General features: G+C 44.2%; 18 protein-coding genes. 10 read left to right on the top strand and 8 right to left on the bottom strand.

Translation table 11 applies throughout. The annotated features are described in order from the left end of the window. Nucleotides 1-21 precede the first annotated feature (21 nt). The 3 genes from G608_RS0108355 to G608_RS0108345 are packed head-to-tail and all read left to right on the top strand — an operon-like array spanning nucleotide 22 to nucleotide 3,345. Complete coding sequence (locus G608_RS0108355; RefSeq protein WP_026495654.1) at nucleotides 22-1,722, top strand: ABC transporter substrate-binding protein; 1,701 nt, start codon at nucleotides 22-24, stop codon at nucleotides 1,720-1,722. Further along, nucleotides 1,712-2,596 carry an ABC transporter ATP-binding protein gene (locus G608_RS20480; protein ID WP_051209032.1) on the top strand — a complete coding sequence of 295 codons (885 nt, stop codon included), beginning with the start codon at nucleotides 1,712-1,714 and terminating at the stop codon, nucleotides 2,594-2,596. Before G608_RS0108355 ends, G608_RS20480 begins: the two co-directional genes overlap by 11 nt. Next, nucleotides 2,593-3,345 carry an ABC transporter ATP-binding protein gene (locus tag G608_RS0108345; RefSeq protein ID WP_026495653.1) on the top strand — a complete coding sequence of 251 codons (753 nt, stop codon included), beginning with the start codon at nucleotides 2,593-2,595 and terminating at the stop codon, nucleotides 3,343-3,345. The genes G608_RS20480 and G608_RS0108345 overlap by 4 nt, the downstream gene beginning before the upstream one ends. Here G608_RS0108345 and G608_RS0108340 read toward each other — a convergent pair whose 3' ends face one another. Further along, the gene (locus G608_RS0108340) at nucleotides 3,346-5,703 is read right to left on the bottom strand and encodes an EAL domain-containing protein (protein WP_026495652.1); all 2,358 of its coding nucleotides are present in this window, start codon (nucleotides 5,701-5,703) and stop codon (nucleotides 3,346-3,348) included. Nucleotides 5,704-6,053: 350 nt separating this feature from the next. Between G608_RS0108340 and G608_RS0108335 the strand changes: the two genes are divergently transcribed. After that, nucleotides 6,054-7,139, top strand: a complete 1,086-nt coding sequence (locus tag G608_RS0108335; protein WP_026495651.1) for a hypothetical protein — start codon at nucleotides 6,054-6,056, stop codon at nucleotides 7,137-7,139. A gap of 376 nt (nucleotides 7,140-7,515) precedes the next feature. On the opposite strand, the gene G608_RS0108325 is transcribed toward G608_RS0108335, so the two are convergent. From G608_RS0108325 to G608_RS0108300, 6 genes are all read right to left on the bottom strand, one after another. After that, nucleotides 7,516-8,385 carry a hypothetical protein gene (locus G608_RS0108325; protein ID WP_026495650.1) on the bottom strand — a complete coding sequence of 290 codons (870 nt, stop codon included), beginning with the start codon at nucleotides 8,383-8,385 and terminating at the stop codon, nucleotides 7,516-7,518. Nucleotides 8,386-8,492: 107 nt separating this feature from the next. After that, the gene (locus G608_RS0108320; protein WP_026495649.1) at nucleotides 8,493-10,394 is read right to left on the bottom strand and encodes a lysozyme inhibitor LprI family protein; all 1,902 of its coding nucleotides are present in this window, start codon (nucleotides 10,392-10,394) and stop codon (nucleotides 8,493-8,495) included. 81 nt (nucleotides 10,395-10,475) lie between these two features. Further along, nucleotides 10,476-11,267 (bottom strand): class I SAM-dependent methyltransferase, encoded by a 792-nt coding sequence (locus G608_RS0108315; RefSeq protein WP_026495648.1) that lies wholly within the window; start codon nucleotides 11,265-11,267, stop codon nucleotides 10,476-10,478. 315 nt (nucleotides 11,268-11,582) lie between these two features. Continuing rightward, nucleotides 11,583-13,010, bottom strand: coding sequence for a rhamnulokinase (gene rhaB, locus G608_RS0108310; RefSeq protein ID WP_026495647.1), 1,428 nt, complete (start codon nucleotides 13,008-13,010; stop codon nucleotides 11,583-11,585). A 2-nt stretch (nucleotides 13,011-13,012) separates the two neighbouring features. Then, nucleotides 13,013-13,861, bottom strand: a complete 849-nt coding sequence (rhaD, locus tag G608_RS0108305; RefSeq protein WP_026495646.1) for a rhamnulose-1-phosphate aldolase — start codon at nucleotides 13,859-13,861, stop codon at nucleotides 13,013-13,015. A 92-nt stretch (nucleotides 13,862-13,953) separates the two neighbouring features. After that, nucleotides 13,954-15,204, bottom strand: coding sequence for an L-rhamnose isomerase (locus G608_RS0108300; protein WP_026495645.1), 1,251 nt, complete (start codon nucleotides 15,202-15,204; stop codon nucleotides 13,954-13,956). Between the two features lie 216 nt (nucleotides 15,205-15,420). Here G608_RS0108300 and G608_RS0108295 point away from each other — a divergent pair, with 216 nt between their 5' ends. The 5 genes from G608_RS0108295 to G608_RS0108275 all read left to right on the top strand — a co-directional run bounded on the left by G608_RS0108295 (nucleotide 15,421) and on the right by G608_RS0108275 (nucleotide 19,706). Next, entirely contained in the window at nucleotides 15,421-16,422 is a 1,002-nt protein-coding gene (locus G608_RS0108295) for an AraC family transcriptional regulator (protein ID WP_026495644.1), read from the top strand. Between the two features lie 51 nt (nucleotides 16,423-16,473). Further along, on the top strand, nucleotides 16,474-17,352 hold the full coding sequence (locus tag G608_RS0108290; protein WP_026495643.1) for a helix-turn-helix transcriptional regulator: 879 nt from the start codon (nucleotides 16,474-16,476) through the stop codon (nucleotides 17,350-17,352). 102 nt (nucleotides 17,353-17,454) lie between these two features. Continuing rightward, entirely contained in the window at nucleotides 17,455-18,129 is a 675-nt protein-coding gene (locus tag G608_RS0108285; RefSeq protein WP_035795039.1) for an amino acid ABC transporter permease, read from the top strand. A gap of 12 nt (nucleotides 18,130-18,141) precedes the next feature. Beyond that, nucleotides 18,142-18,882 (top strand): amino acid ABC transporter ATP-binding protein, encoded by a 741-nt coding sequence (locus G608_RS0108280; protein ID WP_026495641.1) that lies wholly within the window; start codon nucleotides 18,142-18,144, stop codon nucleotides 18,880-18,882. Nucleotides 18,883-18,914: 32 nt separating this feature from the next. Continuing rightward, entirely contained in the window at nucleotides 18,915-19,706 is a 792-nt protein-coding gene (locus tag G608_RS0108275; protein ID WP_026495640.1) for a transporter substrate-binding domain-containing protein, read from the top strand. 150 nt (nucleotides 19,707-19,856) lie between these two features. Here the strand turns inward: G608_RS0108275 and G608_RS0108270 are convergent, their stop codons facing one another. Continuing rightward, on the bottom strand, nucleotides 19,857-22,319 hold the full coding sequence (locus G608_RS0108270; protein WP_026495639.1) for a hypothetical protein: 2,463 nt from the start codon (nucleotides 22,317-22,319) through the stop codon (nucleotides 19,857-19,859). Nucleotides 22,320-22,512: 193 nt separating this feature from the next. On the opposite strand from G608_RS0108270, the gene G608_RS20475 reads away from it, so the two are divergent. Continuing rightward, entirely contained in the window at nucleotides 22,513-24,018 is a 1,506-nt protein-coding gene (locus tag G608_RS20475; protein ID WP_051209030.1) for a glycosyltransferase, read from the top strand. Nucleotides 24,019-24,039: the final 21 nt, after the last annotated feature.

Raw genomic sequence — 24,039 nt, 5'->3', positions numbered from 1 at the left:
ATCTATTTTTCGGAGGTTATTATGAAAAAGAAAATTGTTAGCTTATTACTTGCTGCTTCTATGCTTTCCATGGCAGCTACAGGCTGCGGAAATAACGCAGGTAATGAGACAGAAACTGCAGCTGTGGAGACTTCAGAGGAAGCTCCTGCAGAGGACACAGCTGAAACAGAGGAAAATGTAGATGCAGCTGAAAGCACAGAGGCTGAAGAAGCTACTGAAGCTGATGAAACAGCTGATGCGGAAGAAAGTGCTGATGCAACAGGAGAAAAAGTTCTCCGCGCAGGCGCTACAAGCGGTTGGTTTGGTGCTGAGACACTTGATGTTGCAAACGGCTGGGATGGCTGGATCATGTCAATCTACGGAATCAGCGAGAATCTTCTCAGACTTAACGAAGAGTATGTTCCTCAGCCTTACATCGCTGAGAGCTATGAGCAGGTTGATGACACAACATGGAAGTTCGTCATTCGTGATGGCGTTACCTTCTCAAACGGCAACCCTGTAACCGCAGAGGCAGTAAAGGCTTGCTTCGAGCGCACATACGCAAACAACGAGCGTGCAGAGGGAACTCTTGGAATCGCTTCAATTGAGGCTGACGGCCAGGAGCTTACAATCGTAACAAAGGATCCCAATCCTACAATGCTCAATGACCTTTGCGATCCTCTTCTTGGAATCTATGATGCAAGCGCAGAGCCTGATGCTGAGCTTGGTGTAGCATGTACAGGTCCTTTCGTAGCTACATCCTTTACCTCCATGGATCACGTAGACATGGTAAAGAACGAGAACTACTGGGGTTCAGAGCCCAAGCTTGACAGAGTTGAGCTTAAGATCGTTGATGATATGAACACTCTTGCAATGGCTCTTCAGAATGGCGATATCGATATGATCGCCCGCATGGATGCTGCTGAGACAGAGATGTTCTCTGATGCTTCCGAATACACAATTGATGCTGCTACTTCTACAAGAAGCGCATTCCTTGTTTACAATCTTCAGCATGAAGGCATTAACGATCCTGCTGTAAGAGAAGCAATCGGCTGGTGCGTAGACCGTGAGAGCTTCGCTGATGTTGTTTACAACGGCTATTCAGAGGCTTCCTACGGTGTATATTCAACAGCTGTTCCTTTTGGCGGCACAGACGGACTTACACTTACAATCGATAAGTTTGATCCCGAAAAGGCTAAGGAAATCCTTGCTGATGCAGGTTACGAAGATACAAACGGTGACGGAACACTTGATAAGGACGGAAACGAACTTAGCTTCAAGCTTATGACCTACAGCTACAACAACGAGACTCTTCAGCTTGCTGATATGATGCAGGCAGAGCTTGCAAACGTTGGTATCGGCATCAACATCGAAACTATGGATGTTATGGTTGAGACTGAGCAGGACGGCGATTTCGATATCGTAATCGACTCCTATGCTATGGCACCTATCGGAACACCTCAGTACTTCACAAACCTTGTTTTTGTATCTGATGCTTCTGACAACTTCGGTAAGTATTCAAATGCCAAGGTTGATGAGATGGCAAAGAAAATGAGCACAACCTTTGATGTTAATGAGCAGTATGACCTTTCCCGCCAGATCTGCCAGGAGATCGTAAACGAGAGACCTTTTGATTTTATCGCAAGCACAAAGCTCATCTTCTGCTACAGAAACAATGTATCCGGAGTAACCGTTAACCCTTCTGAGTACTACATGATGACTTCTGATATCGATGTTAACTAAGAATATTCTTGATGTAAAAAAACTGAATGTAAAATACGGTGAAAGCTACGCCTGCAGGGACATCTCTTTTGAAGTCCCTGAGTGCGCTGCTGTTTGCCTGATCGGGGAAAGCGGTAGTGGTAAAACCACTACTCTTTCTGCTATTACGGGACTTTTATCTTCAAGTGCAGTCTGTCAGGGAGAACTGGTTTTTGACGGTCATGAGCTTGGCAGCATGCCCTTGAAGGATAAAAGAAAACTTCTGGGCAGTCAGATAGTAACCATTTTTCAGAACCCGGAAAGCTATTTAGACCCCATTTACAGGGTCGGAAGACAGATGGAGGACTATTTTATCCTCCAGAACAAAATCTCCCGTAAAGAGGCAAATACGCTGTCTAAAGAGCTACTTACAAGTCTCTCCTTTGACAACCCGGAGAAGGTCCTTAATTCCTATCCCATTGAGCTTTCAGGTGGAATGTGTCAGCGTGTGTCCATCGCCATGATTCTTGGCTGTGCAAAGGCAAAGTTGATTCTTGCGGACGAACCCACAAGCGCCCTTGATCAGATAATAAGGACGCAGACCGCCGATCTCATTAAAAAGGTTAAGGAAAAACTGAACGCTTCTCTTTTGCTTGTAACCCATGATATAAAGCTGGCAGAAGCCATGTCTGACTACATAGGCGTAATGTATAAAGGCAAACTGGTTGAATGGGGAACAGCGGTGGATATCCTGAAAAATCCCCGTCACCTCTATACCCAAAGCCTAATAGCAGCATCTCCAAGGCGCGACACAGACTATGCGGGCTACAAAATGTATCACGAAGAAAGCACTGAAGGCGCCCTTGCTGAACGATTAAGCATCACTGAAACTCACTGGATATTGGATGAAAAATGACAAAAATACTTGAGATAAAAAATCTGAATAAGACTTTTAAGAAGGCTTCCGAGTCCACAAAGGCAGTCTCTGACTTTTCATGTACGATGGATGAGGGCGAATGCATCGGAATTGTCGGCGAAAGCGGCAGCGGAAAAAGCACTGTTGCCGGAATTATTGCCGGTTTTGTAAAGGCTGACAGCGGGAGCATTTTTTATGACGGAAAAGAGCTTGTTTTCAAGGGAAAAGCTGCGCAGCTTCAGCGGAAATCCATGCAGATGATCTTCCAAAATCCCACTTCTGCGCTTAATCCTCACATGACGATATTTGAGAACCTGAAGGAAGCTGTCGTTTATTATGAAAAGGTCGATAAAAAGGCTTTTTATGATGAAGCAGCTGCAGAACTGCAGAAAATGGGGCTTTCTTCGGAATATCTTGATCGCTATCCAAAAGAACTCTCCGGCGGAGAATGCCAGAGAGCTACTATTGCAAGGTCACTTATCGGAAGACCGAGACTCCTTATCTGCGATGAAATCACCAGCGCGCTTGATGTCTGCGTTCAGGCAGAGATAATCAGATACCTGCTTGAACTGAAAAAAAGCGGTATCTCAATCCTTTTTATAACTCACGACATAACTCTGACAAGCCAGCTATGCGACCGCATCATTGTCATGAAGGAGGGAAAAATAGTTGAATCCGGCTTCACAAAGGAAATCCTGGAAAACCCGGTATCTGACTATACCCGTTTGCTTGTTAGTGCCGGTTATTGATCATTCAAGCAGATATTCGAAGGCTATTTCAGGCAGCGGCTTGTAGAAATAAAAGCCCTGAATATAGTCACAGCCTGCATCCAGCAGGAACTTCATCTGCTTATCGGTCTCAACACCCTCTGCTGTAACCTTGGCACCCATGGCATGGGCCAGGTTAATGGTGGAGATTATTATGGCTTCCGACTTCTTGTTTATACCGATTTTCCTGATAAAGCCGATGTCCAGCTTGATTATGTCAAAATCAAAGGTTTCCAGCATGGATAACGAGCTCATTCCGCTACCGTAATCATCAAGAAGGATCTTTATTCCCTGCTTTTTCATCTGACTAAGGTATTTTAGAGCTCTATCCTCAAGATCTGCGTAGGCAGACTCTGTCACTTCAAATCTTACAAGAGACGGATCTATTTTCTTTTCCTTGATCAAATCAAATATGCTCTCAATGAAGGATATATCGTAAAAATCCACTCTGGAGAGGTTTATGGCGCATGGCACGATCTTTTTGCCTTCTGCGGTGCGCTTCTTGATAAAATCGACGCCTCTTTGCAGCATGAATCTGTCGAGCTCTGCGGTTTTGCCCTCCGATTCTATGATAGGGATAAAATCTGCGGGAGAAACCATTCCAAGGTCCCTGTGCTGCCATCTGATCAGCATTTCTGCGCTGACGATCTCACCGGATTTGGCATTAACGATGGGCTGATAGTAGGCCTCGAATTCGTTGTCCATCAGCGCTCTATGGTAATCAGCCAAAAGGTAACGCTGTTTTACGTACTGCTCCTTAAGTGAGTCGTCATAATAGGCATATAAAAGCTTTCTGTTACTGCTGTATATGCTTCTCTCCGCTATCTTTGCCCCCGCAACCATCTGGGTAATATCAACCTTGGGATTCGTTATCGGATATATTCCGCAATGAATCTCGTAGTTATATTCTATGGTTTCTGTCTTGAAAACCTGACGGCACATGGCCTTTAGGTTTTTTTCGGTAATATTCTCATCTGCAGTAATAAGGACAAAATTGTCTCCCTCAAGTCTTCCCATGATGATGGGTCGCAGATATTTTCTGAGGGCATCCCTTGTCCTGAAAATTACGATGTCGCCCCTCTTATTTCCAAACAGCTCATTTACAGCCTTAAAGCCCTTAATATTGGCGTAAACCAGGGAATAATGCTCCCCTTCGGTAAGCTCTTTAAGGAAAAGCTTACTTCTGTCCATAAAGCCGGTTCTTGCGTATTCATCCGTCATCCAGTCGTGATCCAGAAGTGCCGTGATGTCAATGTACATGACCATGTACCAGTCAGGGTATCCCGGAACCTCGCGAACACGTATATTTTTGGCGCGCACTCCTGACGAAGTATCCACGTGGACCGTTCTGACATAATGATCTCTTTCCTTCATCTCTTTTTGGATGACAGGCAGTCTTATCTGGTCAAGAAAGGCCTCTCTCTCATCTTCGACCACTATCTCAGCGACTTTTTCACAGATTTCTTGATAATTAAGTCTGCTTCGCTCAAAAATACCGGCAACATTGTCCTTCAAAAAATATACTTCGCAGCGGCCATCATGCTTTTCCACACCAAAAATAATATCGTAGCCCTCTGAAATAATGGTTCTGATGACAGGCTGCTCAACATAGCTCATATACGGGATAACATCGCCCTGCTCAAGGGGACTTCTCTCTCCGTCCTCTATTACTTCTCCCTCGCCTCTGAATATGGTTTTGCCATTTTTTACCTTAAAATAGCTTCCATCGGATACAAAATAGAATCTGCAACCAAAGCTGTCAGGCAACACAATATCTTCCACAAGCTTAAGTCCGCCGATGGTTTTATCCAAAAGATATTCTCTATGGGGTATTATCTGGATATTCGTAAGATCAAGACCATCTGAAAATCTGATATAGTTGGGATTTTTGGCCTCCTTATCAAACTCAGGCATGTGATATACATAAAAAGCTGCGTTCATGGAACCGGCACCAAGACCAATGATTATACCCTTATAACCTGCAAGGGCTTCCTTGAAATGAAGCTGCTTCATAAAGGCCAGCTGCGTAGGAGCATGACCACCGGAAAGATATATAACATCCGACCAGGCAACAAGATCGGTCGCCGGATTTTTCCCGTCCAGCATTTTTACTTCCTTTACCGGAAGATTTTCTCTCTTGAATGTATCAAGAACCTGATGCAGCTGATCCTTGTTTTCACTGATTGCATCCGGATCACAGGGCACATAGAGGAGGTTTGCGGGCTTTTCCCACTCTCCCTTAAGGTCATCAAAAAAACCATAGTTTTCTACAGGAGAGCCTTTTCCATAAGCCTCCGATTCCCTGTACGGTATAAAACTGCTGGTTAGATAAAGAACCATAAGCACTCTCCTATGCTATCCGCGTTTGGTATTTGGATGTGATGAGCGGTGAATTCTGCAATTAGTTATAGTAAGCTGCAAATACTTCTGAAAATCACTATGTTTATATTTTACACGCTTAGTTTGGTAAATGGTTAAGGTTATAAATTTTTAATACTTAAGGTTTTGTGGCAATTAACCGATATATATTACAGCTATGGATAGCGCTTTAATGTGAAGGGACTACATTAAGGCGCGTTTTTTTGTCCCGGAAAGGAGGAAAATCGTGACTTAGTTTCTAGATAAAACCACTCGGTCCTTTGGGGAGTGGTGTGCACCGGATTGACTGATGGTGCGCAGAAAGGATTTATATGGATAATACGAACAACATTAGTGGCTATCGCAGTGTCTACATGGCTTTTGGCGTTTATAAGGTAGGTTCTGCGAACCAGCAGCAGACAAAATCAGCAGAAATCAGTGAAGCTCCGGCATTTCTTACGGCTTTAAATGTGGCTTCCGGAAAATCTGCAGGCGACGAATCACTTCCTGAAATAACAAATGCAAACATTACACCTCATGGCCTGGCAAAGCCGGATAACAGTGATGCGACGCTTTCCTACACAAGAATAATTACAGCAAAGGTGCCGGATAGTATCTCCTCTGCCCTCTCGAACTGGGACAAGGATTCCGGCAAGATTATCGAAGATGGCGATTCTGACTCTGAAAGCAAGGTAGCTGCTTCTTCAAGCTTGGACTCAGAAAGTAAGGCAGCTATTCCGGCCGGCTCTGAATTCGACATAAACGATGGCAGCCAGGAGCTTCAGATTACGATTAAAGTGACAAATGGAACGCGAATCTACACCGCATCCGGCGTGGATAAGGATGGAAATGCTTTCTCTAAGGAGATCGATCCTTATTCCGTAGATCCCACAGATACCGACTACGCAGGTTTCGCAACGCTCTGCGCCTATATCAGGGATACTGAAGGGCTTGCCGATAACGCAATGAAGGCTGTCAGAGACGCAGCTCCCGCGGACATTACAGAAAAAGGCAACTATCTGTATATGGTCGGATTCTCAGCAGAAGGAAACAGCAATCTGTCCGGCGCCAAGAAGCTCTTCGAGCAGCTGGAGAACTTCTTCGAAAGACTGATGGGAATTGGCAGCATGAGCTCCTCTTCAGAAACCTCCGATCAGAAAGCGGTTGCTGTAAGAAGCGATAGCTCAGAAAGCAGCGCCTCCTCAGGCGGCTCCTTCCACAGCAGAGTTCTCGAGGAGTTACATGAACTGATTGAGCAGATGCTGCAAAAGATGCTGAACGAAATCATGGGTATCGATGATGCTGATGAAAAGGCATCTATTGCCGCAGAATCAGAGATTGCTACCGATGAGACAGGCTCAGCTGATAGCAGCGAAATCGAAGAAAGCCTTGGAATTGAGAATGCTGTAGAACTGTAACGTTATGGAGCAGTCACGCCGATTTTCATCACAATAGCATAACCAGTTATTAAGTAGAGTGCATATATCGATTGATATATGCACTCTATTATCATAATCGTATTCTTTCATTCAAATATGACGTCAATTTACATTCAATATTATATAAAAAAGCTGCCTTAATCGGCAGCTGTAAAGTCGGGAGGATGCTGTCCGGTTCTACCGGACAGCAGTTATGAAAAAGTTTTCTAACATTTTCAACAAGAGTATCACCTCTTGATGTATTCATAATACCCTCCAAAACTTAACTAATCTTAAAAGCCATTTGAACAGTTTGTTAATAAAACTCTGCATTTGTTCACATTCTGTTTACATGATTCCTGTATATGGCTGTGTTTTATTTCACTTTTAACTTAAATGTGTATAAGGCGGTGTAGCCATTCTTATTTGCTGTCCAGAAGATGGTCTTTCCCGAAAGCTTAGGCATTTCACATGGATTGAGGCAGGCATCCCCGGCAAATCTGGTGATTTTCCTGGCGATTTTGCCGCTTTTATCAACTATTGTGTAAAAGACTCCCTGGTTTCTGCCTCCTGAGTATTTTTCAAAAAGTACTACAAAACGTCCCTTGTGGTCAGCTACGACCTGGGGATTTTTTACCTCAAATTTTCCATCGGTAAGCCACTTTATACCGTAGTCTGTGACTTTATCCGTACCCATAATACCCGATGTTCCCGCACGTTTACTGTTTATTGCGTAGGATGATTCGTTTCGCAAATCAGAAGTGGGATCAAAAATCTGAATAAAGAGGGACTCCCTTTGTTTTGCAGCCTTCTTATCAAGGGCTTTTGCAGAGGTTCCTACAAGGGCAACATGATTATTGTCAGCTACCGCAATTCCGCCCATATGAGCGAAATTGTTGTTGACTATATACATATCGTCAGCCTTGTTCTTTTTTAACCAGAAGTGGAAAAGATCATAATTCCTGACACTGGCCCTTTCTTTTCCTGTATACGATGCTCTGGCCTCATCTATGGGTTCGTATGCCGGATATTCGCCCCAGTAATTCATCTGATCCTCATGGCTTCGGTAATACGCTTCATACTCTTCTTCAGTCATCTTATCCTCTGTAGGAGTAATAAAAGACACAGAAAATGCACGCTGATAGGCATCTCCCTCGCTGGCAAAAATAAATCCATCCTGATAGGGAATCGCCCTCTGGGCAAAGGAATGCGAGTTGTAGTAGTCATCCATCTGCATAAGCTGCATGGGCAGATATCCCGACGGAAAGTGTCATCGCAAAAACAACAGCTGTTATTTTGCAAAAAGCTCTTAATACCGAACAAAACCTACTCTTCATAAATAAGTCCCCCTAATCACTGGGATACGGACACCTCATTCATGGAATCAAGAGATTGACCGTATGCCAGCTCTACATTTCCGGCAATATTGAACCGAAGCTGATAATAAGCATCAAAACTGCCATAAGGCAATTTAAAAGTAATGGTTGTATCAGTAAAATCTATGACATTCAGGTCTGAAAGCGTATCTCCTCTTGTCTCCCAGACTGTCCAGGTACTGCCTTCCACACCATAATCACATTCAGATGATCTCTCAACACCGATGCAGGCGCCGTTTTCAGGGTTTGTTATCCACTGGCCTTCGAACTTTTTAAATACTTCGTCAAGACTTACGTCTACATCTGCCAAATCCTCTGCAACGGACACAGGAATCTGGAATTCCTCGCCTCTTAAATCCGCAAGAATTTCAGCAAGCTGATAGGCTCTTTTTCTCGTATAGCGCTCTGCTGTGCCGTTTTCAAGCTGTGGCTGAAGTGAGCCACCCTCTGCTTCTTTTCCGGCAGCCTTGATGGCAGCTTCTTTTCTCTTGATCCAGGCTCTCTGCTCTGAAACCAGCCCATCCTTCTTTTCAGGATCTATTTCCGCGATAATTCTTTTCCAAAGAAGGTTCAGCTCGTCATCCCAGAAGTTGTACCACTCTCCTGTCTGGTAGTTCATATCCTGCTGACCCATCATTGCCCAGTCCATTGAAACGAACGCCTCATGCATTTTCTCTGCACCGGCCAGCTCATCCTGAATAGTTTCGTAGTCTGCAGGGTTGATAAAGCTAATGAAAACTTCATTGGAAGGGTCATATTCAGAAACGGGCTTATATTCAAGATATCCGCCGTTCATCATTCTGCCGGTAAGACCAACCTCCTTCAGATGTGCATCCTTTATACCTTCAAATTCATCCATGGACAGGAATTCAACATCCTCGAAGCTGTCCATAATGTCTTTGTACTCGCTGTCCGTATAAAGATTCGGGATCTTAATTTGTTCATAGGTATCCCTGTTAAAAACGTCATAAGTGTAGTAGAACTGCTTATAGTCATCGGAAATAGCCATTTTGTAAACACAGATAACGCCGCTTTTGCCATTAAAATCAATGTCGCCATGCTTATGACTGTATGCGAAGGATGTTAACTCAGATTCCTCTTCTTCATAGTATCCAAAGATGTATTTTCCTTCGCCATCAAGGTATGCGGCATCCCAGGCGTGATTAGAGGCACCATTACTGCCACCGCCGGATATATATCCGTATTTGTTGATCAGCGTATAGCTTCTGGACCAGCTGGGAAAAACATATACAACCTGAGGCTGATTATCAATGACCTTCACTATGAAGGTGAGCATACTCGCTTCTTCGACGTAGGGGCCAACGGAGCGTATTGCCAGCTCCAGCTCGCCGTCCATACCAAGGTCCAGAAAAGAATATTCAAAGGGTTCCACGTCACCCTTTTGGTAGTAATATTCTTCTGTGTCTATTATTTTTTGGAACGTATCCTGCAGCTCAGTCAGAGTGTAGGTTTTTTTCGTATCGATATGATTTATAAGCTCATCCTGATAAGAAAGATACTCCTCGAAAACAAAGAGATTCTTCTTGTAGTAGTCAAAACTCAGGGTACTTTTCCCCTGAAGAAGGTCTCCCAGAATATTGTTGTGCTCTTTAGCTTCATCACTTGTAGGAGTTGGATTATCCAGCCTTTCGTCTGTTTCTTCTAAAGACTCTTCCATGTCTGCGCTATCGCCGGTTTCAGAATCCGTTGCATTTGCATCTGCTTCGATGCCGTCTCCCTCAGCACTTTGACTTTCTGCTATTTTGCTAAATAAGGAGGACGAACCACCTTCATCAGCAGCATTTTTTCCTGAAGATCCGCAACCGGCAAGCGCTATAGCCATCCCCAGCGCCAATATCATCACTTTTCTTTTCTTCACTTTTTTCTACCTTTCCTGATTTGTATCATTACGATTTACGAAAACATTATACAACGGAGTTCCGGTAGATACGAGCGCGGTTCACTTCTTCCTGCAAATATAAAGAAGATGGTTTGTGTTGCCAAGGAGCTCTCTTTTTTCTGAAAAAGCAAGATACCACTTTGCAAGCTTCTCAAAATCTTCGTCTGTGACCGCAAATTTAGGATTTCTCTCTATAGGCTCGATAAGTCCGTCAACACCGGTTGTTGTGATCCACTCTACGCCCTTGTCTTTGAAAAGGGCCTCAAATTCAGTTATGTCATAGCCTGTGAAAAGCTGCTCCTTAAAGTGACGAATCTTATAATCGGCTGCGAAGTTCTCCTCCTCACCAAATCCCCAGTTTCCCTCAAAATAGTTAGAATACATGATGGCAAAAACAGAGATAAAGGCAAAAAACAGTATTCCGCCGGGTTTAGTCACTCGAATGGCTTCATCTATGGCCTTGTGAACCTCTTTTTCCTCATAGAGATGATACAGAGGACCAAAAACAAGGGTTGTATCGAAGCTGTTGTCTTCAAACCTGCTAAGATCTGTGCCATCGCCCTGATATGCGTGGAGCTTGTCTATTCCTTCACCGTTTTCCTTTAATTTCGCAAAGTTGCTGTCTGTAAGCTCTACTGCCGTAACATCATAGCCTTCCTTCGCAAGAGTCACCGAATATCTGCCTGTTCCTGCACCGATCTCTATTACTTTTGAAGCCTTATCCAGATAACGATGGATGTAATTCATGGTTGTGGCATATTCCAGTCGACCGTGAATAGACCGCTCCAATCTTATATCCTCATCATACTGGCTGTAAAAATCACTGATAATACCTACTCTGTCCTGTCCCATTGCTTTTTCCTCCTTGGTTTTTATAAAAATAGGATTTTTAGAAATCCTCGCGCGAGCGAATTTAGCGTATAAAAAAGCCTCATCAAACTCAGTTTGATGAGGCTTCGCTATCTCAATGATATGCAAGTCTTAATCATGCATCTGCACTTAACCCCATCAATATAACACTAATAAGCCCCTGAGGATCATCCACGGGCTTATTTGATGGTGTTGAATTGTTGACGAGGCAATTGTATATCATATTGTCACCGCTTTCTGAAAATTATTAGTTGCTAGTATAATTGTCGTTCAATTATATGTCAACTCTTTTTCCAGTTATTTGTATTCCGTCACGCCAAAAGACTTAAATACATTTTCTCTAAACTCCGACAAGTCCTTAAATACGCCGTCTGCGATCATCTGTGCACCGATATTGCCGATGGCTGTGGCCTCCGAAGGTCCTGCGTAGACGGTTTTGCCGGTTCTTGCTGCGGTTAACTTATTCAGGTACTCTGCGTTGGAGCCGCCACCTACGATATTTATCTTTTCGAAGTGTTTTCCGGTGATATCCTCTATTTCCTCCGCAGCCTGCATGTAGCACTCTGCAAGGGATCTATAGATAACACATGCTATCTCCCACGGAGTTTCGGGAATCTGCTGTCCGCTCTTTTCGCAGGCGCCCTTAACTGCTGCGATCATGGAGTCAGGAGCAAGGAAAACATCGGAATTTGCGTCAACAAGAGAATCTATTGTCTCCTTTTCCGCTCTGGCACAGAGATTACCGAAGGAGTAATCGTCATCTGCCTTCTTGCCGGGATAGTCATAGCCTGCCTCAAATTCCTTTTTAACGGACTGGATCATCCAAAGTCCCATGATATTCTTGAGGAATCTGTATCTGTAGTTGTAGCCGCCCTCGTTGGTGAAGTTGGCGCTTCTGGCCTTATCTGAGCAGTCAGCAGCCTCAAGCTCGCATCCAAAAAGTGACCATGTTCCGGATGAAATATAAAGGACATCATCGGATGTGTCCGGAACTGACATAACGGCAGAGCCTGTGTCGTGTGTTGCCGGAAGGATTACTTTACAGTTATATCCTACTTTTGCCTGTACTTCGGGAGTCAGATCGCCGACTTCTGTGCAGGGAAGGGAGAGCTTTCCAAAGAGCTTTGCGGGAAGCCCTAATTTTTCAATAAGCTCAAGATCCCACTCCTTTGTCACAGGGTTCACCAACTGACTTGTGGTAGCGTTGGTGTACTCCTGCTTTTTAACTCCTGTAAGAAGGAAATGCAGGTAATCGGGGACCATAAGGAATGTGTCCGCTTTTTCAAGCGTATCAGGCTCTCTGAGCCTTGCATCCATCAATTGGTATATTGTGTTGAAAATCGCCTTCTGTATGCCTGTACGGGCGTATAATGCGTTTTCAGGTATAATCCTGTAAACTTCAGTGTCCATGCCCTCTGTTCTGGCATCTCTGTAGGCATAGCTTTTTGCTGTTTTATTGCCGTCCTTATCAAGAAGAACGTAGTCCACGCCCCAGGTGTCAATGCCCATGGATACGGGGATTTTGCCAAGATCTGCGCATTTTTTCATGCCGGCAAGGATCTCTTCAAAGAGCCTGTCGGTATTCCAAACCTTGTGCCCATCCTCATCATCCATGCCGTTATAGAATCTGTGGATCTCTTCATACTGTATTTTGCCATTTTCAAAGCTTGCCAGTATATGGCGGCCGGAAGATGCGCCTATATCAACAGCCAGATAGTAATTCATTATTATTTTTCTCCTATTTTGTCGCTCTTTTTCTCATAAAGGCAATTTTCGTTAACCTTGATTCCGAAAGGTCCGTTCAATGCTCTGAACATGTCAGGCTCGATGGTCTGACGTTTTCTGTCAGTCATGGACATTACTTTTACAAGGACCTCTGCGGCCTTCTCAACTGTGTGCATGAGGCCGAAGGTGATGTCAAAGTCTGTTCCGCAGGCAAACATGCCGTGATGTGCCCAGATTGCTACGTCCTGTTTTTTCATGATTTCGGATGTGGCAACAGCGATTTCGCGGCCGCCGGGTACCATCCACGGTACTACGCCGATTCCATCGGGGAAGACAACGGGACACTCTGTAGCCATCTCCCAAATCTCTCTTGTGAAAACATCGCCATCAAGGGGAAGTACAAAGGTAAGGGCGATTGTGTTAGCGGGATGGCAGTGATATACCACTCTTATCTCGGGATTTCTCTTTTTGCAAACCTCAAGGTTCATAAGATGTGAAGGAAGCTCGGATGTGGGTCTTCCGCCGTTTACAAGGCCCCACTGAATCTGATAATTCTCGCCCTTATCATCAACCTTGATAATGCAGATGTTTGCTGCAGGATCGATCTCAACGTTTCTGAAATATTTGCCGGAGCCTGTTACCATGAAGTACTCGCCTGCAAGCGCAGGAACGGAGGTGCCGATTTCCTTCCACTCACCGTCCTCCTTAAGCTCCTCTTTTACGGAAGCAATTTCTTCGTCCTTTATTCTATAGCTCAAATTTCCGCCGTTTCTCTCATGCCAGCCCTGATAAAAGCCGTCTACACACATGCGGCAAAAGCCCTTTGCAAATTCTGAATCCAATACTCTCATTTTCTTAATCCTTTCCTAACTCAAATTCAAATGATTTAAGGCAAAGAGCTTGTTTAAAAGCCCTCTGCCATATTTTTTCATAATCCGTTTAATTACGCTCTCTTGCTGAGAACCTCGTCCTCGTACTTTTTGCATACGTCGAACCACTCATCCTCAGTGGGAACGCCCTGCTTCTCGCAGTAGTAATCCCATACATCACCAACAGGCATCATCTTGATGCGCTCCTGAAGGGACATGAGCTCTGTGAAGTTGCGGTCATTCTGAAGCTTGAAAAGCTTTTCATTGGGCTGAAGCTCAGCGTTCAGAAGTGCCTTTAAGAAGTTTCTCATACCGTTTGTCCATGCGGATACGCGGTTTATGCTGGCATCAAAGTAATCCATTCCGATGAAGAAGCGGTCGGGACCGTTTTTAACGATCTCCTGAGCGATCTCTTTTGCATCATCATTGTAAATAACAACGTGGTCTGAATCCCAGCGAACAGGTCTTGTAACGTGAAGTGCCATCTTGTCATTGAACAGAAGCATGGATGAAAGCTTGTCTGCAACGTTCTCTGTAGGATGGAAGTGTCCTGAATCAATGAGGCACATGATGTTGTTCTTAGCAGCATAGCTGAGGTAAAACTCCTGTGAACCTACTGTTACGGATTCAACACCGATTCCAAATACCTTGGACTCTACAGCTACGTAAACCTTGCTCTTGTCGTAGGGTGTTGCAAGAATCTGATCAAGGGAGTCCTTAAGTCTCTTTCTGGGCGAAATTCTGTCAGGAATAACATCCTTAAATCCATCGGGGATCCAGATATTCATCATGCAGGGAACGCCTGTCTCTGTAGCGAAATACTCTGAGATCTTAAGGCATGCGATACAGTGATCGATCCAGAATTTTCTGATGCTCTCATCCTCTGATGAAAGTGTCGCATCATCAGCCTTGGGATGTGAAAACATTGTGGGATTGAAATCCAGACCTATGCCATGCTTTTTAGCAAAATCAACCCATGCCTTGAAATGCTTAGGCTCCAATTTATCTCTGTCTACCCACTCATCACCCTCAAATACTGCGTAGCAAGCGTGAAGATTGAGCTTATGCTTGCCGGGAATCAGCTTGAACACCTCATCTATGTCCTGCATAAGCTGCTCAGGTGTAGTAGCCTTGTAAGGATAATTACCTGTTGTCTGAATTCCTCCGCTAAGAGGTCCCTTCTGATCAAAACCAACTACATCATCGCCCTGCCAGCAGTGCATGGAGAGACTGATCTTTGAGAGCTCATCAACTGCCTTATCTACATCTACGCCAAGCTTTGCATAGCGCTCTTTTGCTGCTTCATATCTTTCTTTTACTGTCATTTTGTAACCTTCCCTTCTCTTAAAATATCTATTTAGCTAAAACACCGGATCTATGCATCATTTGCCTGTGTCTTAAACTCATTTTCTCTGTTGATTCTAATAGTAAATGATTCGGTTTGGATTTTTAAGGTCGGAAAAAGAATAAAAATACGTCCTTTCTTGCAGTAGGTAAAAATCCATGCTATTTTTATGTAATAAAGCTGAAAGGAAGCCCGAATGAACAAGGATTTGCTAAGTAAACTCGGCACAATCACCGAGGAGGAACAGTCCATATTAAATGGTGAAAAGGTCATAAACCGCGCTCTGTATTACAGCGCCGAAGCGTCCAAAAATGCAGAAGAAATTGATTCCGCAAGAGTCCTTAAAAACGGACGTCTTATTGATATGCGCCCTCATGTTCGCTTCATTCACTTCCCCAAGCATACCCATAACTATGTAGAATTTATCTATATGTGCAGCGGTTCTACCAGGCACATAGTGGATGGTCAGGAAATAATCCTTAAGGAAGGCGACCTTCTTTTCCTTAATCAGCATGCTACTCAGGAGATTTTTCCTGCGGGTGAAAATGATATTGCCGTTAATTTCATGATCCTGCCTGAGTTTTTTGATGTGGTTCTTCCAATGATGGGGGCTAAGCCAAGCGCACTACGAGAATTCATCGTAAGCTGCCTGACAAGGAAGGATATGCAGAGCAATTTCCTGTATTTTAGCGTGTCAGACGTTGTTCCCGTGCAAAATCTCATGGAAAACCTCATCTGGAATATGCTTAATGCAGATAAAAACAGCCGTACAATAAATCAGGCCACAGTGGGACTTCTTTTCCTGAATCTGACAAATCACGCGGAGCTTATCCATGTGCCTTCAAACTCCTTTGAGCAGGAAATAACACTGAAGGTGCTTTCTTACATAGATGCATCCTACAAAACCGCCTCGTTGCAGGATTTTGCGGCATCTGAAGGCGATGATGTTTACACGGTAAGCCGTATCATCAAAAAAGAGACCGGGGAAACCTTCAAGACACTGCTTCAGCAAAAGCGTTTAGAGCGTGCCTGCAATCTGTTAACCCGCTCCGGTGCTCCGATCTCAGACATCGCAGTATCCGTGGGCTACGACAACACCAGCTTTTTCCATCGTCTTTTCCGAAGGGTTTACGGCTGCAGTCCCAGAGATTACAGATTAAAAAACTCAGCATTGGCCGGGCATATGCACGAGAATTAAGCCTCCGGCAGATACATTGTAAATCTTGCGGCTTTGTGCTACATTTTTTCTATGAAAAAAGATCTAAAAACCAAGTTCAGTACAAGACAATATATGCTTTCAAGGGATTTCGAGGTCTATTACTACAGTGATAGCGTCATTCCCGACGTGGAACATCATTCTCACGACTATTATGAGTTCTACTTTTTCCTTGAAGGCAATATAACCATGCATATAGGGGATGCGTCTTTTTCGCTGCGTCCGGGCACAATGGTAATTATCCCTCCTGGGATTCCCCATCACGCAACACTCCTTGACAGCAACCATCCCTACAGGCGCTTTGTGTTCTGGATCAGTGAGAGCTTCTTGAGTTCCCTTATCGGCATTTCCGAGGACTACAGATATCTCCCCGATCTGGCACTGAAGAACACCTTTTTAACCCACAAATTCACGGAAATTGAATTTAATACCCTTCAGGGCAAGCTCTTTTCACTGATTGATGAAATTCACTCGGAGAGATTTGCAAAAAGTGCAAAAATCCTCATAACCGTCAGCGATTTCATGATATCCATAAACAGAATGGTATATGAATCGCAAAATCCGGGGAACACCGAGGCGGAATCCGACTCTCTCTATCAGAGCATCATTCATTACATAGAGACTCATATCGATGAAAACCTGTCGCTGGATATAATCGCTGAAAAGCTTTACATAAGCAAATTCCACATCTCGCACGTTTTTACCGAGACTAACGGCCTGCCGCTCCATAAATACATAACCAAGAAGCGGCTTGAAATGTGCAAGGATGCTATTTTAAGTGGTCAGGATATTTCTTCAGTGGCTTCATCCTATGGTTTTTCGGATTATTCCACCTTCTACCGCGCTTTTGTGAAGGAATACGGAGTATCTCCAAAAAAATACAAGGATGAGATCATCAGAAAGGCGCATTAACACATGCCTTACAAAAAAGTATTGACTTACTTGCACTGTTTGGGATTAATATATTTTTTATGAAGTAATTGCGAAAAATTTTTTGCTGGAATTGGAAATATTATGTTTGATCAGAATACACTTACGCTGCTTATAGACTCTTTTCCCAAAATACTTGTATACGGACTAAAGGTCACCTTGCCGCTGGCAACCGCAGCATTCATTTTATCAACTATATTGTCAGTATTTGTCGCAATGGTTCAGTACGCAAATGTACCCATCCTGCGCCAGATCTGCAGATTTTACATTTGGATAATACGAGGAACGCCTCTTTTGGTTCAGCTAATGGTGGCTTTTTACGGACTTCCGCTCCTTGGAATACATTCAAATCCATTCATAATGGCTGTTATTGTATTCACCATAAATGAAGGTGCCTACAGTGCTGAGACCATGCGCGCCGCTATGGAAGCGGTTCCCGCAGGACAGCTTGAAGCGGGATACTGCGTAGGTATGAGCTACATGCAGATCATGTGGCATATCATCCTGCCACAGGCCTTCAGAACAGCTTTCCCTTCGCTGTTTAACGCACTTATCAGCATGGTTAAGGACACATCCCTGGCATCCAGTATCACAGTTGTAGAGATGTTCACCAGAACCAAACAGATCGCCGGACAGTCTTACAATTATCTGCCTCTTTATATCGAGGTGGCTATCGTCTATCTGATGTTTTGCACCGTCCTCACCTATCTGCAAAAACGAGGCGAGGTGCGACTTGGAAGCTACGGCGTAAGAAAATAATCGAGGAAAAATATGTCTTTACTTAAGGTTAACAATATACACAAAGCCTTCGGAACAAACGAAGTCCTGAAGGGCATAAATATTGATGTGGAAAAAGGAGACGTTGTGTCTGTCCTTGGGCCCTCCGGTTCCGGAAAGACTACTCTTCTTCGCTGTATCAACTTTTTGGAGAGCGCAGACGAGGGCGAGCTTATCTTTGATGGTAAAACCTATCCTTTTTCAAAAATAAGCCGTGCTGAAATTTCAGATGTACGCAAAAGAACCGGCTTTGTTTTCCAAAATTACAATCTCTTTGCCAATAAAACCGTTCTGCACAATGTCACATTGGGACTGACTTCAGCAAGACACATTCCCATGGCAGAGGCAGAGGCTAAAGCAAGAGATGTGCTGCAAAAGGTCGGTATGCTGGAGCAGATAAACATGTATCCAAGCCAGCTTTCAGGCGGACAGCAGCAAAGAGTAGCAATAGCAAGAGCTCTTGCCACAGATCCCGCAATATTATATTTTGATGAGCCCACCTCCGCCCTTGATCCCCAGCTTACCGCTGAGGTTCTAGAGGTTATGAAAAAGCTGGCAGATGATGGAATGACCATGATCGTAGTAACTCACGAGCTTGGTTTTGCCAGAGATGTTTCAACAAAAGTGGTTTTCATGGCTGATGGAGTAATCGTCGAAGAAGGAGATGCAAAGACCTTTTTCAATAATCCGACACAGCCCCGAACAAAGGAATTCCTTAGACTTACGAATTCCTAATAAAAATACTCTTTACAGAATGGAGGAATACTATGAAAAAATTACTGTCTCTACTTTTAACAGGCGTTCTTGTCGCAGGAACCATTGCAGGCTGCGGCTCAAAGAGCAACGATCACCTTGCAAGAATCAAGTCTGCAGGTAAAATAACAATCGCTACCGAAGGTGTATGGGCACCTTTCACCTATCATGATGAGAATACGGATGAGCTCGTGGGCTTTGACGTAGAAGTAGCTGCAGCGATCGCTGAGAAGCTCGGCGTTGAAGCAGAATTCAAGGAGGTCGCTTTTGATGGCGGCCTTACAGGCGTTTCTACAGGCACCTTTGATATGATGGCTAACGGTGTTGATGTCACCGACGATCGTAAAAACACCTATGATTTCACAGATCCCTACGCTTACGACCACGCTGTGGTTGTTACTCTTGCATCTAACGACAGCATCAGCTCTTTCGAGGATTTAAGCGGTCTTACAACTGCTAATTCCGCAGGTTCAACCTACGAGGCAATGGGCATTCAGTATGGCGCTACAGTTAAAAACGTTGACACCCTTGGCGAGACCATGACTCTTGTACAGAACGGCACTGTTGATGCTACTATCAACGCTAACACCTCTGCACAGGATTATTTCAACACAACAGGTACTACAGACCTTAAGGTAGCTGCTGTTGATCCCGAGGTTACAATGTACGCTGTTCCCCTCGCAAAGGGCTCAGACAACGATTCTCTCCGCGCTGCAATCAACGACGCAATCAAAGCTCTGAGAGAAGAAGGAAAGCTTTCCGAAATCTCAATCAAGTACTTTGGCGCAGACATTACAACTGAATAAAAGCAAAGAATACGCTCCGCGAGTAAACTCGCGGAGCGTTTTTTAGGCGCGCGTGCCACTGGGGACGGTTCTCTTTGGCACGGTAATCCGTGCCAAAAAGAACCGTCCCCAATGGCACGAAGAGAACCGTCCCCAATGGCACACAAATCCTTATGTTTCCTGTGAAGTTTGCTTTTTCAGTTGTTTTATTTTATCTACAATCGACGCATCTTTGTCGAAGAAATACACATATCCGTGAAGGGATGTCGCCTTTTGTTGCAGCGTCTTGGATTTGCTGAAAATTAGAATCGCAGACTGGCCTTTTCCGTTCTTGGCTTCCTGTATAAGGTTGGCAGCTGCGCTGTTTCCGTCAAAAGCAACAACCATAGAGGGGCGTCTTTCAAATATTTCATAGTTAAAGCTCTTATAGATTCCCATTCCTTCCGCTTCCGTGGAAACCCTTATGAAAACTCCGGATTCCTTGAGCCGTGCAGCCTCCTGTCTTGTGATAAGGGCAGGCACAACCGCATAGATTCTAAAGCCTTTTTTGTTGTGGTCCACAAGATATTTCTCATAGCCGGAGAGCTTATGACCTATTACAAAGCAAACCTCATCGGGATTAAGGTATTTCATCAGCATATCAAGCTGTTTTTCGCCCTCAGGAGTCACTCTGGTAGCTCTTTTTTCAGTGTTAAAGCTTCCACCAAGAAGGACCACGGGCACTCTGTCCCAGGTAATCTCCTGTATCTGACTCTTAAGCTCTGTGTTGGCATCAAGCCTTTTTACGCCGCCGGAGAGACCTTTTTCAATTTTCACCTCTCTCATCTTCTCAAGAAGCACTGTTTCCATATCCCGCTTGCCAATAAGATTGAGAAATGCCGCCTTTTTATCGGAGTATGCCTTCTGCCCCTCCTCAATAATCCTGGTTTCTGCCTCCTTCATCAGCTTTAAGTCATTTTCTGAAAGCTCAAGCATCTTTGCAAGAGAAAGCTGCTCATCTACTGAATCTGTTCCGTATAGCGCCGCCCCGTCGGTTCCCTGAACACAGCTTATTCCCTGTTTTAAATATGCTTTCAGAGGATGCTTATCAAGAGAATTTAGATTATTTAGGCGCACATTACTGGTTAGCTGGAATTCCAGCACAATATTGTTCTCTTTGAGCTCCTTAAGCACCTCGCGGCCCTTTTTAGACCTTGGACTATAGGTATATAAGCCATGTCCGAGGCGCATTTTGGGCATTTCCTGCCCGGGTAAAAGGCAGTCTCTCACACAGGCTATGCTATGGGAAATATTGTCCTTCAAACTATCATTTTCTCCTGCGTGAACCCTTATTACGAAGGTAGGATCCGCCGCAGCTATCTTCACAATTTCCTTGAAAACCGGCTTCAGAGTGATTATGTCATTTATCTCCTCACCTACAAAGTCGCAGCCTGCGACGTAGGGATCTCGGGCCGTAGCTCGTAAAACCTCAAGATTCTGCTCCAGATAATTGGCAGGTGTAACCGCATCCTTTACAATGGTAAGGGGAATCCTTCGCATGGCTGCAAGGAATCTTATCATAACACCTGTTTCTCCATAAATACTTGGCATTACTGCATGTACCTGCTTTAACATCTCAAGGGATTCGTATTTTTTTACAAGAGTTGTGTCGCTTATTTCGGCGTAGCAAACGCCCTGACGCTTATAATTTCTTGCTATCCACAACAGCTTATCCTGAAAAATGGTGTTGTTGCAGTAATCCGGATTTTCTCTGTCGCGGAGCATCTGCATAAGTGCTTTTTTCACATCCTCGTCGGGAATCAAATATGCGGTATTAAGGGGTATCTTTTCTTCGCTCTCCGTTCCCTTTGTGAAAACATATCTGTAGAGGTAAACCTTCTCAAGATTGGTGAAAACAGCCTGTCCGTCCTTTATGACCGCAAGGGAGCCTCTGATTTTAACAATATTCATTTCGGCGTTATCCAGATTATTCAGGATCAGATCCGCGAAATTTATAAAGGTATTGTCGTTTATTCTTCGATCTAAGTATTTGCCCTTAAGGTCTGATGAAACAAACTGTCTTGCAACCTTGGCCCTTTGCTTTTCAAGCTTCTCCCACTGACTTTCCGTGAGCTTAAGGTCCAGTTTTTTCACATAATACAGAGGATATCTTATCTGATGGTAGATTCCTAGAGCTATAAGAATATCTCCCGGAAGGTTTCCGTTCATGTGTGTATGCAAATCCGAGCGGAACTTATATTCCTTGCGGACTCTGGTCTTGAAAATGGTTTTCCCCAGTCCCAGCTGATAATCTTTTGTCTGGCTCATCAGGGTCTTGGCTATGGCAGGAATCGCCGCCTTCATGAAAACATTTCCGTCCTTGTCTATACTTGCTATCTCCACGTCCCCAAGGCGGAATATATAACTCTCGTTATTGTATGAATCCACATAACAGGGCACTTCTCCACGTATCTCGAGCATGCCTTCCTCATTTTCAGAAAGGGGAAGCTCGCATATTCTGGCAAGATTCCGTATGAGATTTCCGGTGTGGTGATTGGGCGTCGAGAGCACGTAGAATACCTTATCTAACTCCTTGTAAAGGCTGACTATGATATCCTTTTCAGCATCAAGAAAAAGGCAGGTAAAATATGTCATTTAAAGACCCTCCTTGAAATTAACGGCAGGTAAAGGGACAACGAATACACCCTTGTACATTATATTTTACCAAAACTATCACATATTTGAACTTAATTCTGATAATGATTTATAATAGCTATGGAAAATTGAACGCAATTTCCATTTTATGCGTCTATGCGGCGCAAATACTATGAGTTTGGGGAGATATATCATGGACATCTGTCTTTTAAACGATTCTTTTCCGCCGGTTATCGACGGCGTAGCTAACGTAGTAATGAACTACGGCAAGCTTCTCACAGAAAATCACGGAGCAAATGTAATAGTCGGAACTCCTAAATACCCGAATGCCAATTATGAAGGCTATCCCTACAAGGTAATTCCTTATAAAAGCCTCGATACCACTGATATTGTGGCAGGCTATAGGGCCGGTAATCCGCTGGCAATGCGTGAGATCAACCAGATGGCTGAGTTCGCACCTGACATAATTCACACACACTGCCCTGCTTCTTCCACCATAATGGCCAGAATTCTGCAAAATGAGACCGGAGCGCCTATTGTTTTTACCTACCACACCAAATTCGATGTGGATATTGCAAGGGCTGTAGGCGAAGGTTTTCTGAAAACAGAGACCATCAAGGCTATGGTAAGCAATATTTCGGCCTGTGACGAGGTTTGGGTCGTTTCTGAGGGTGCCGGTCAAAATCTTCGCTCTCTTGGCTATGAAGGGGATTACAGGGTCGTTTCAAACGGTGTGGATTTCCCTAAAGGCAGAGTTGATCAGGCTGCTGTTGATGAGATCAGCAAGACCTATGAACTTCCCGATGATGTTCCGGTTTATCTCTTTGTTGGAAGAATGATGAAATATAAGGGACTTCCCATAATTATCGATGCTCTTTCTGACCTCTCAGCAAAGGGTGTTGATTATCGTATGCTTTTTGTCGGCGGCGGCGCTGATGTGGAAGAAATGCAGCAAAAGGCCAGAATGCATGGCATTGCCCTTGATATTTACGATGGGGAAGGCAATCTGTCTCACGAAGACGGAGATACTGATAGCACCGGAAAAATCATCTTTACAGGCCCCGTTCACGACAGAGAAAAGCTGAGAGCATTCAATACAAGAGCCGATCTTTTCCTTTTCCCTTCCGTTTACGATACAAATGGCATCGTTGTCCGTGAGGCAGCTGCCTGCGGTCTTGCAAGCGTACTTATAAAGGACTCCTGCGCTGCCGAAGGTATAACTGACGGAAGAAACGGCTTCCTCATAGACGAAACCGCAAAATCAATGGCAGAACTGCTGACAAGAACAGCGAAGGATCTGCCCTATCTTCGCGATACAGGCGCCCACGCCATGGATGAAATCTATATTTCCTGGGATGACAGCGTAAAAGCTGCTTATGAGCGCTACGGCGAAATCCGTGAGCTTGTTGCAAACGGCACAATCGCGCGCCGTAAAAAGCACGGTTCCGACTACTTCCTTGAGTCTGCATCTATTATTGTAAACGGAACAGAGCATGTTTTTGATATGCCTAGAAACATCTACGGTGGCATGAAGGAGAACTTCGAAGAATTTAAGGATGAGCTTAAAGGAAATATTGAGGATTTCAGAGAAGATCTCAAGGATAACATGGATGGTCTGAGGGATGGCATAAAAGAAAACATTGAGGAAATGAAGGACAATATCGAGGATTTTTTCGCTAAAAAAGATAGCGAAGAATAATATTTACCCGCTTAGGCACAT

The organism is Butyrivibrio sp. WCD3002, assembly GCF_000424265.1.
GTDB lineage: Bacteria > Bacillota > Clostridia > Lachnospirales > Lachnospiraceae > Butyrivibrio.
Note: the sequence above shows the minus strand (reverse complement) of the source record. Positions and strands in the feature narration are given on the sequence as shown.

What these genes read in the sequence shown, in the direction of transcription:
- G608_RS0108355 (WP_026495654.1), top strand. Translation starts at nt 22, where the DNA reads ATGAAAAAGAAAATTGTTAGCTTATTACTTGCTGCTTCTATGCTTTCC.
- G608_RS20480 (WP_051209032.1), top strand. Translation starts at nt 1,712, where the DNA reads ATGTTAACTAAGAATATTCTTGATGTAAAAAAACTGAATGTAAAATAC.
- G608_RS0108345 (WP_026495653.1), top strand. Translation starts at nt 2,593, where the DNA reads ATGACAAAAATACTTGAGATAAAAAATCTGAATAAGACTTTTAAGAAG.
- G608_RS0108340 (WP_026495652.1), bottom strand. Translation starts at nt 5,703, where the DNA reads ATGGTTCTTTATCTAACCAGCAGTTTTATACCGTACAGGGAATCGGAG.
- G608_RS0108335 (WP_026495651.1), top strand. Translation starts at nt 6,054, where the DNA reads ATGGATAATACGAACAACATTAGTGGCTATCGCAGTGTCTACATGGCT.
- G608_RS0108325 (WP_026495650.1), bottom strand. Translation starts at nt 8,385, where the DNA reads ATGCAGCTTATGCAGATGGATGACTACTACAACTCGCATTCCTTTGCC.
- G608_RS0108315 (WP_026495648.1), bottom strand. Translation starts at nt 11,267, where the DNA reads ATGGGACAGGACAGAGTAGGTATTATCAGTGATTTTTACAGCCAGTAT.
- rhaB (WP_026495647.1), bottom strand. Translation starts at nt 13,010, where the DNA reads ATGAATTACTATCTGGCTGTTGATATAGGCGCATCTTCCGGCCGCCAT.
- rhaD (WP_026495646.1), bottom strand. Translation starts at nt 13,861, where the DNA reads ATGAGAGTATTGGATTCAGAATTTGCAAAGGGCTTTTGCCGCATGTGT.
- G608_RS0108300 (WP_026495645.1), bottom strand. Translation starts at nt 15,204, where the DNA reads ATGACAGTAAAAGAAAGATATGAAGCAGCAAAAGAGCGCTATGCAAAG.
- G608_RS0108295 (WP_026495644.1), top strand. Translation starts at nt 15,421, where the DNA reads ATGAACAAGGATTTGCTAAGTAAACTCGGCACAATCACCGAGGAGGAA.
- G608_RS0108290 (WP_026495643.1), top strand. Translation starts at nt 16,474, where the DNA reads ATGAAAAAAGATCTAAAAACCAAGTTCAGTACAAGACAATATATGCTT.
- G608_RS0108285 (WP_035795039.1), top strand. Translation starts at nt 17,455, where the DNA reads ATGTTTGATCAGAATACACTTACGCTGCTTATAGACTCTTTTCCCAAA.
- G608_RS0108280 (WP_026495641.1), top strand. Translation starts at nt 18,142, where the DNA reads ATGTCTTTACTTAAGGTTAACAATATACACAAAGCCTTCGGAACAAAC.
- G608_RS0108275 (WP_026495640.1), top strand. Translation starts at nt 18,915, where the DNA reads ATGAAAAAATTACTGTCTCTACTTTTAACAGGCGTTCTTGTCGCAGGA.
- G608_RS0108270 (WP_026495639.1), bottom strand. Translation starts at nt 22,319, where the DNA reads ATGACATATTTTACCTGCCTTTTTCTTGATGCTGAAAAGGATATCATA.
- G608_RS20475 (WP_051209030.1), top strand. Translation starts at nt 22,513, where the DNA reads ATGGACATCTGTCTTTTAAACGATTCTTTTCCGCCGGTTATCGACGGC.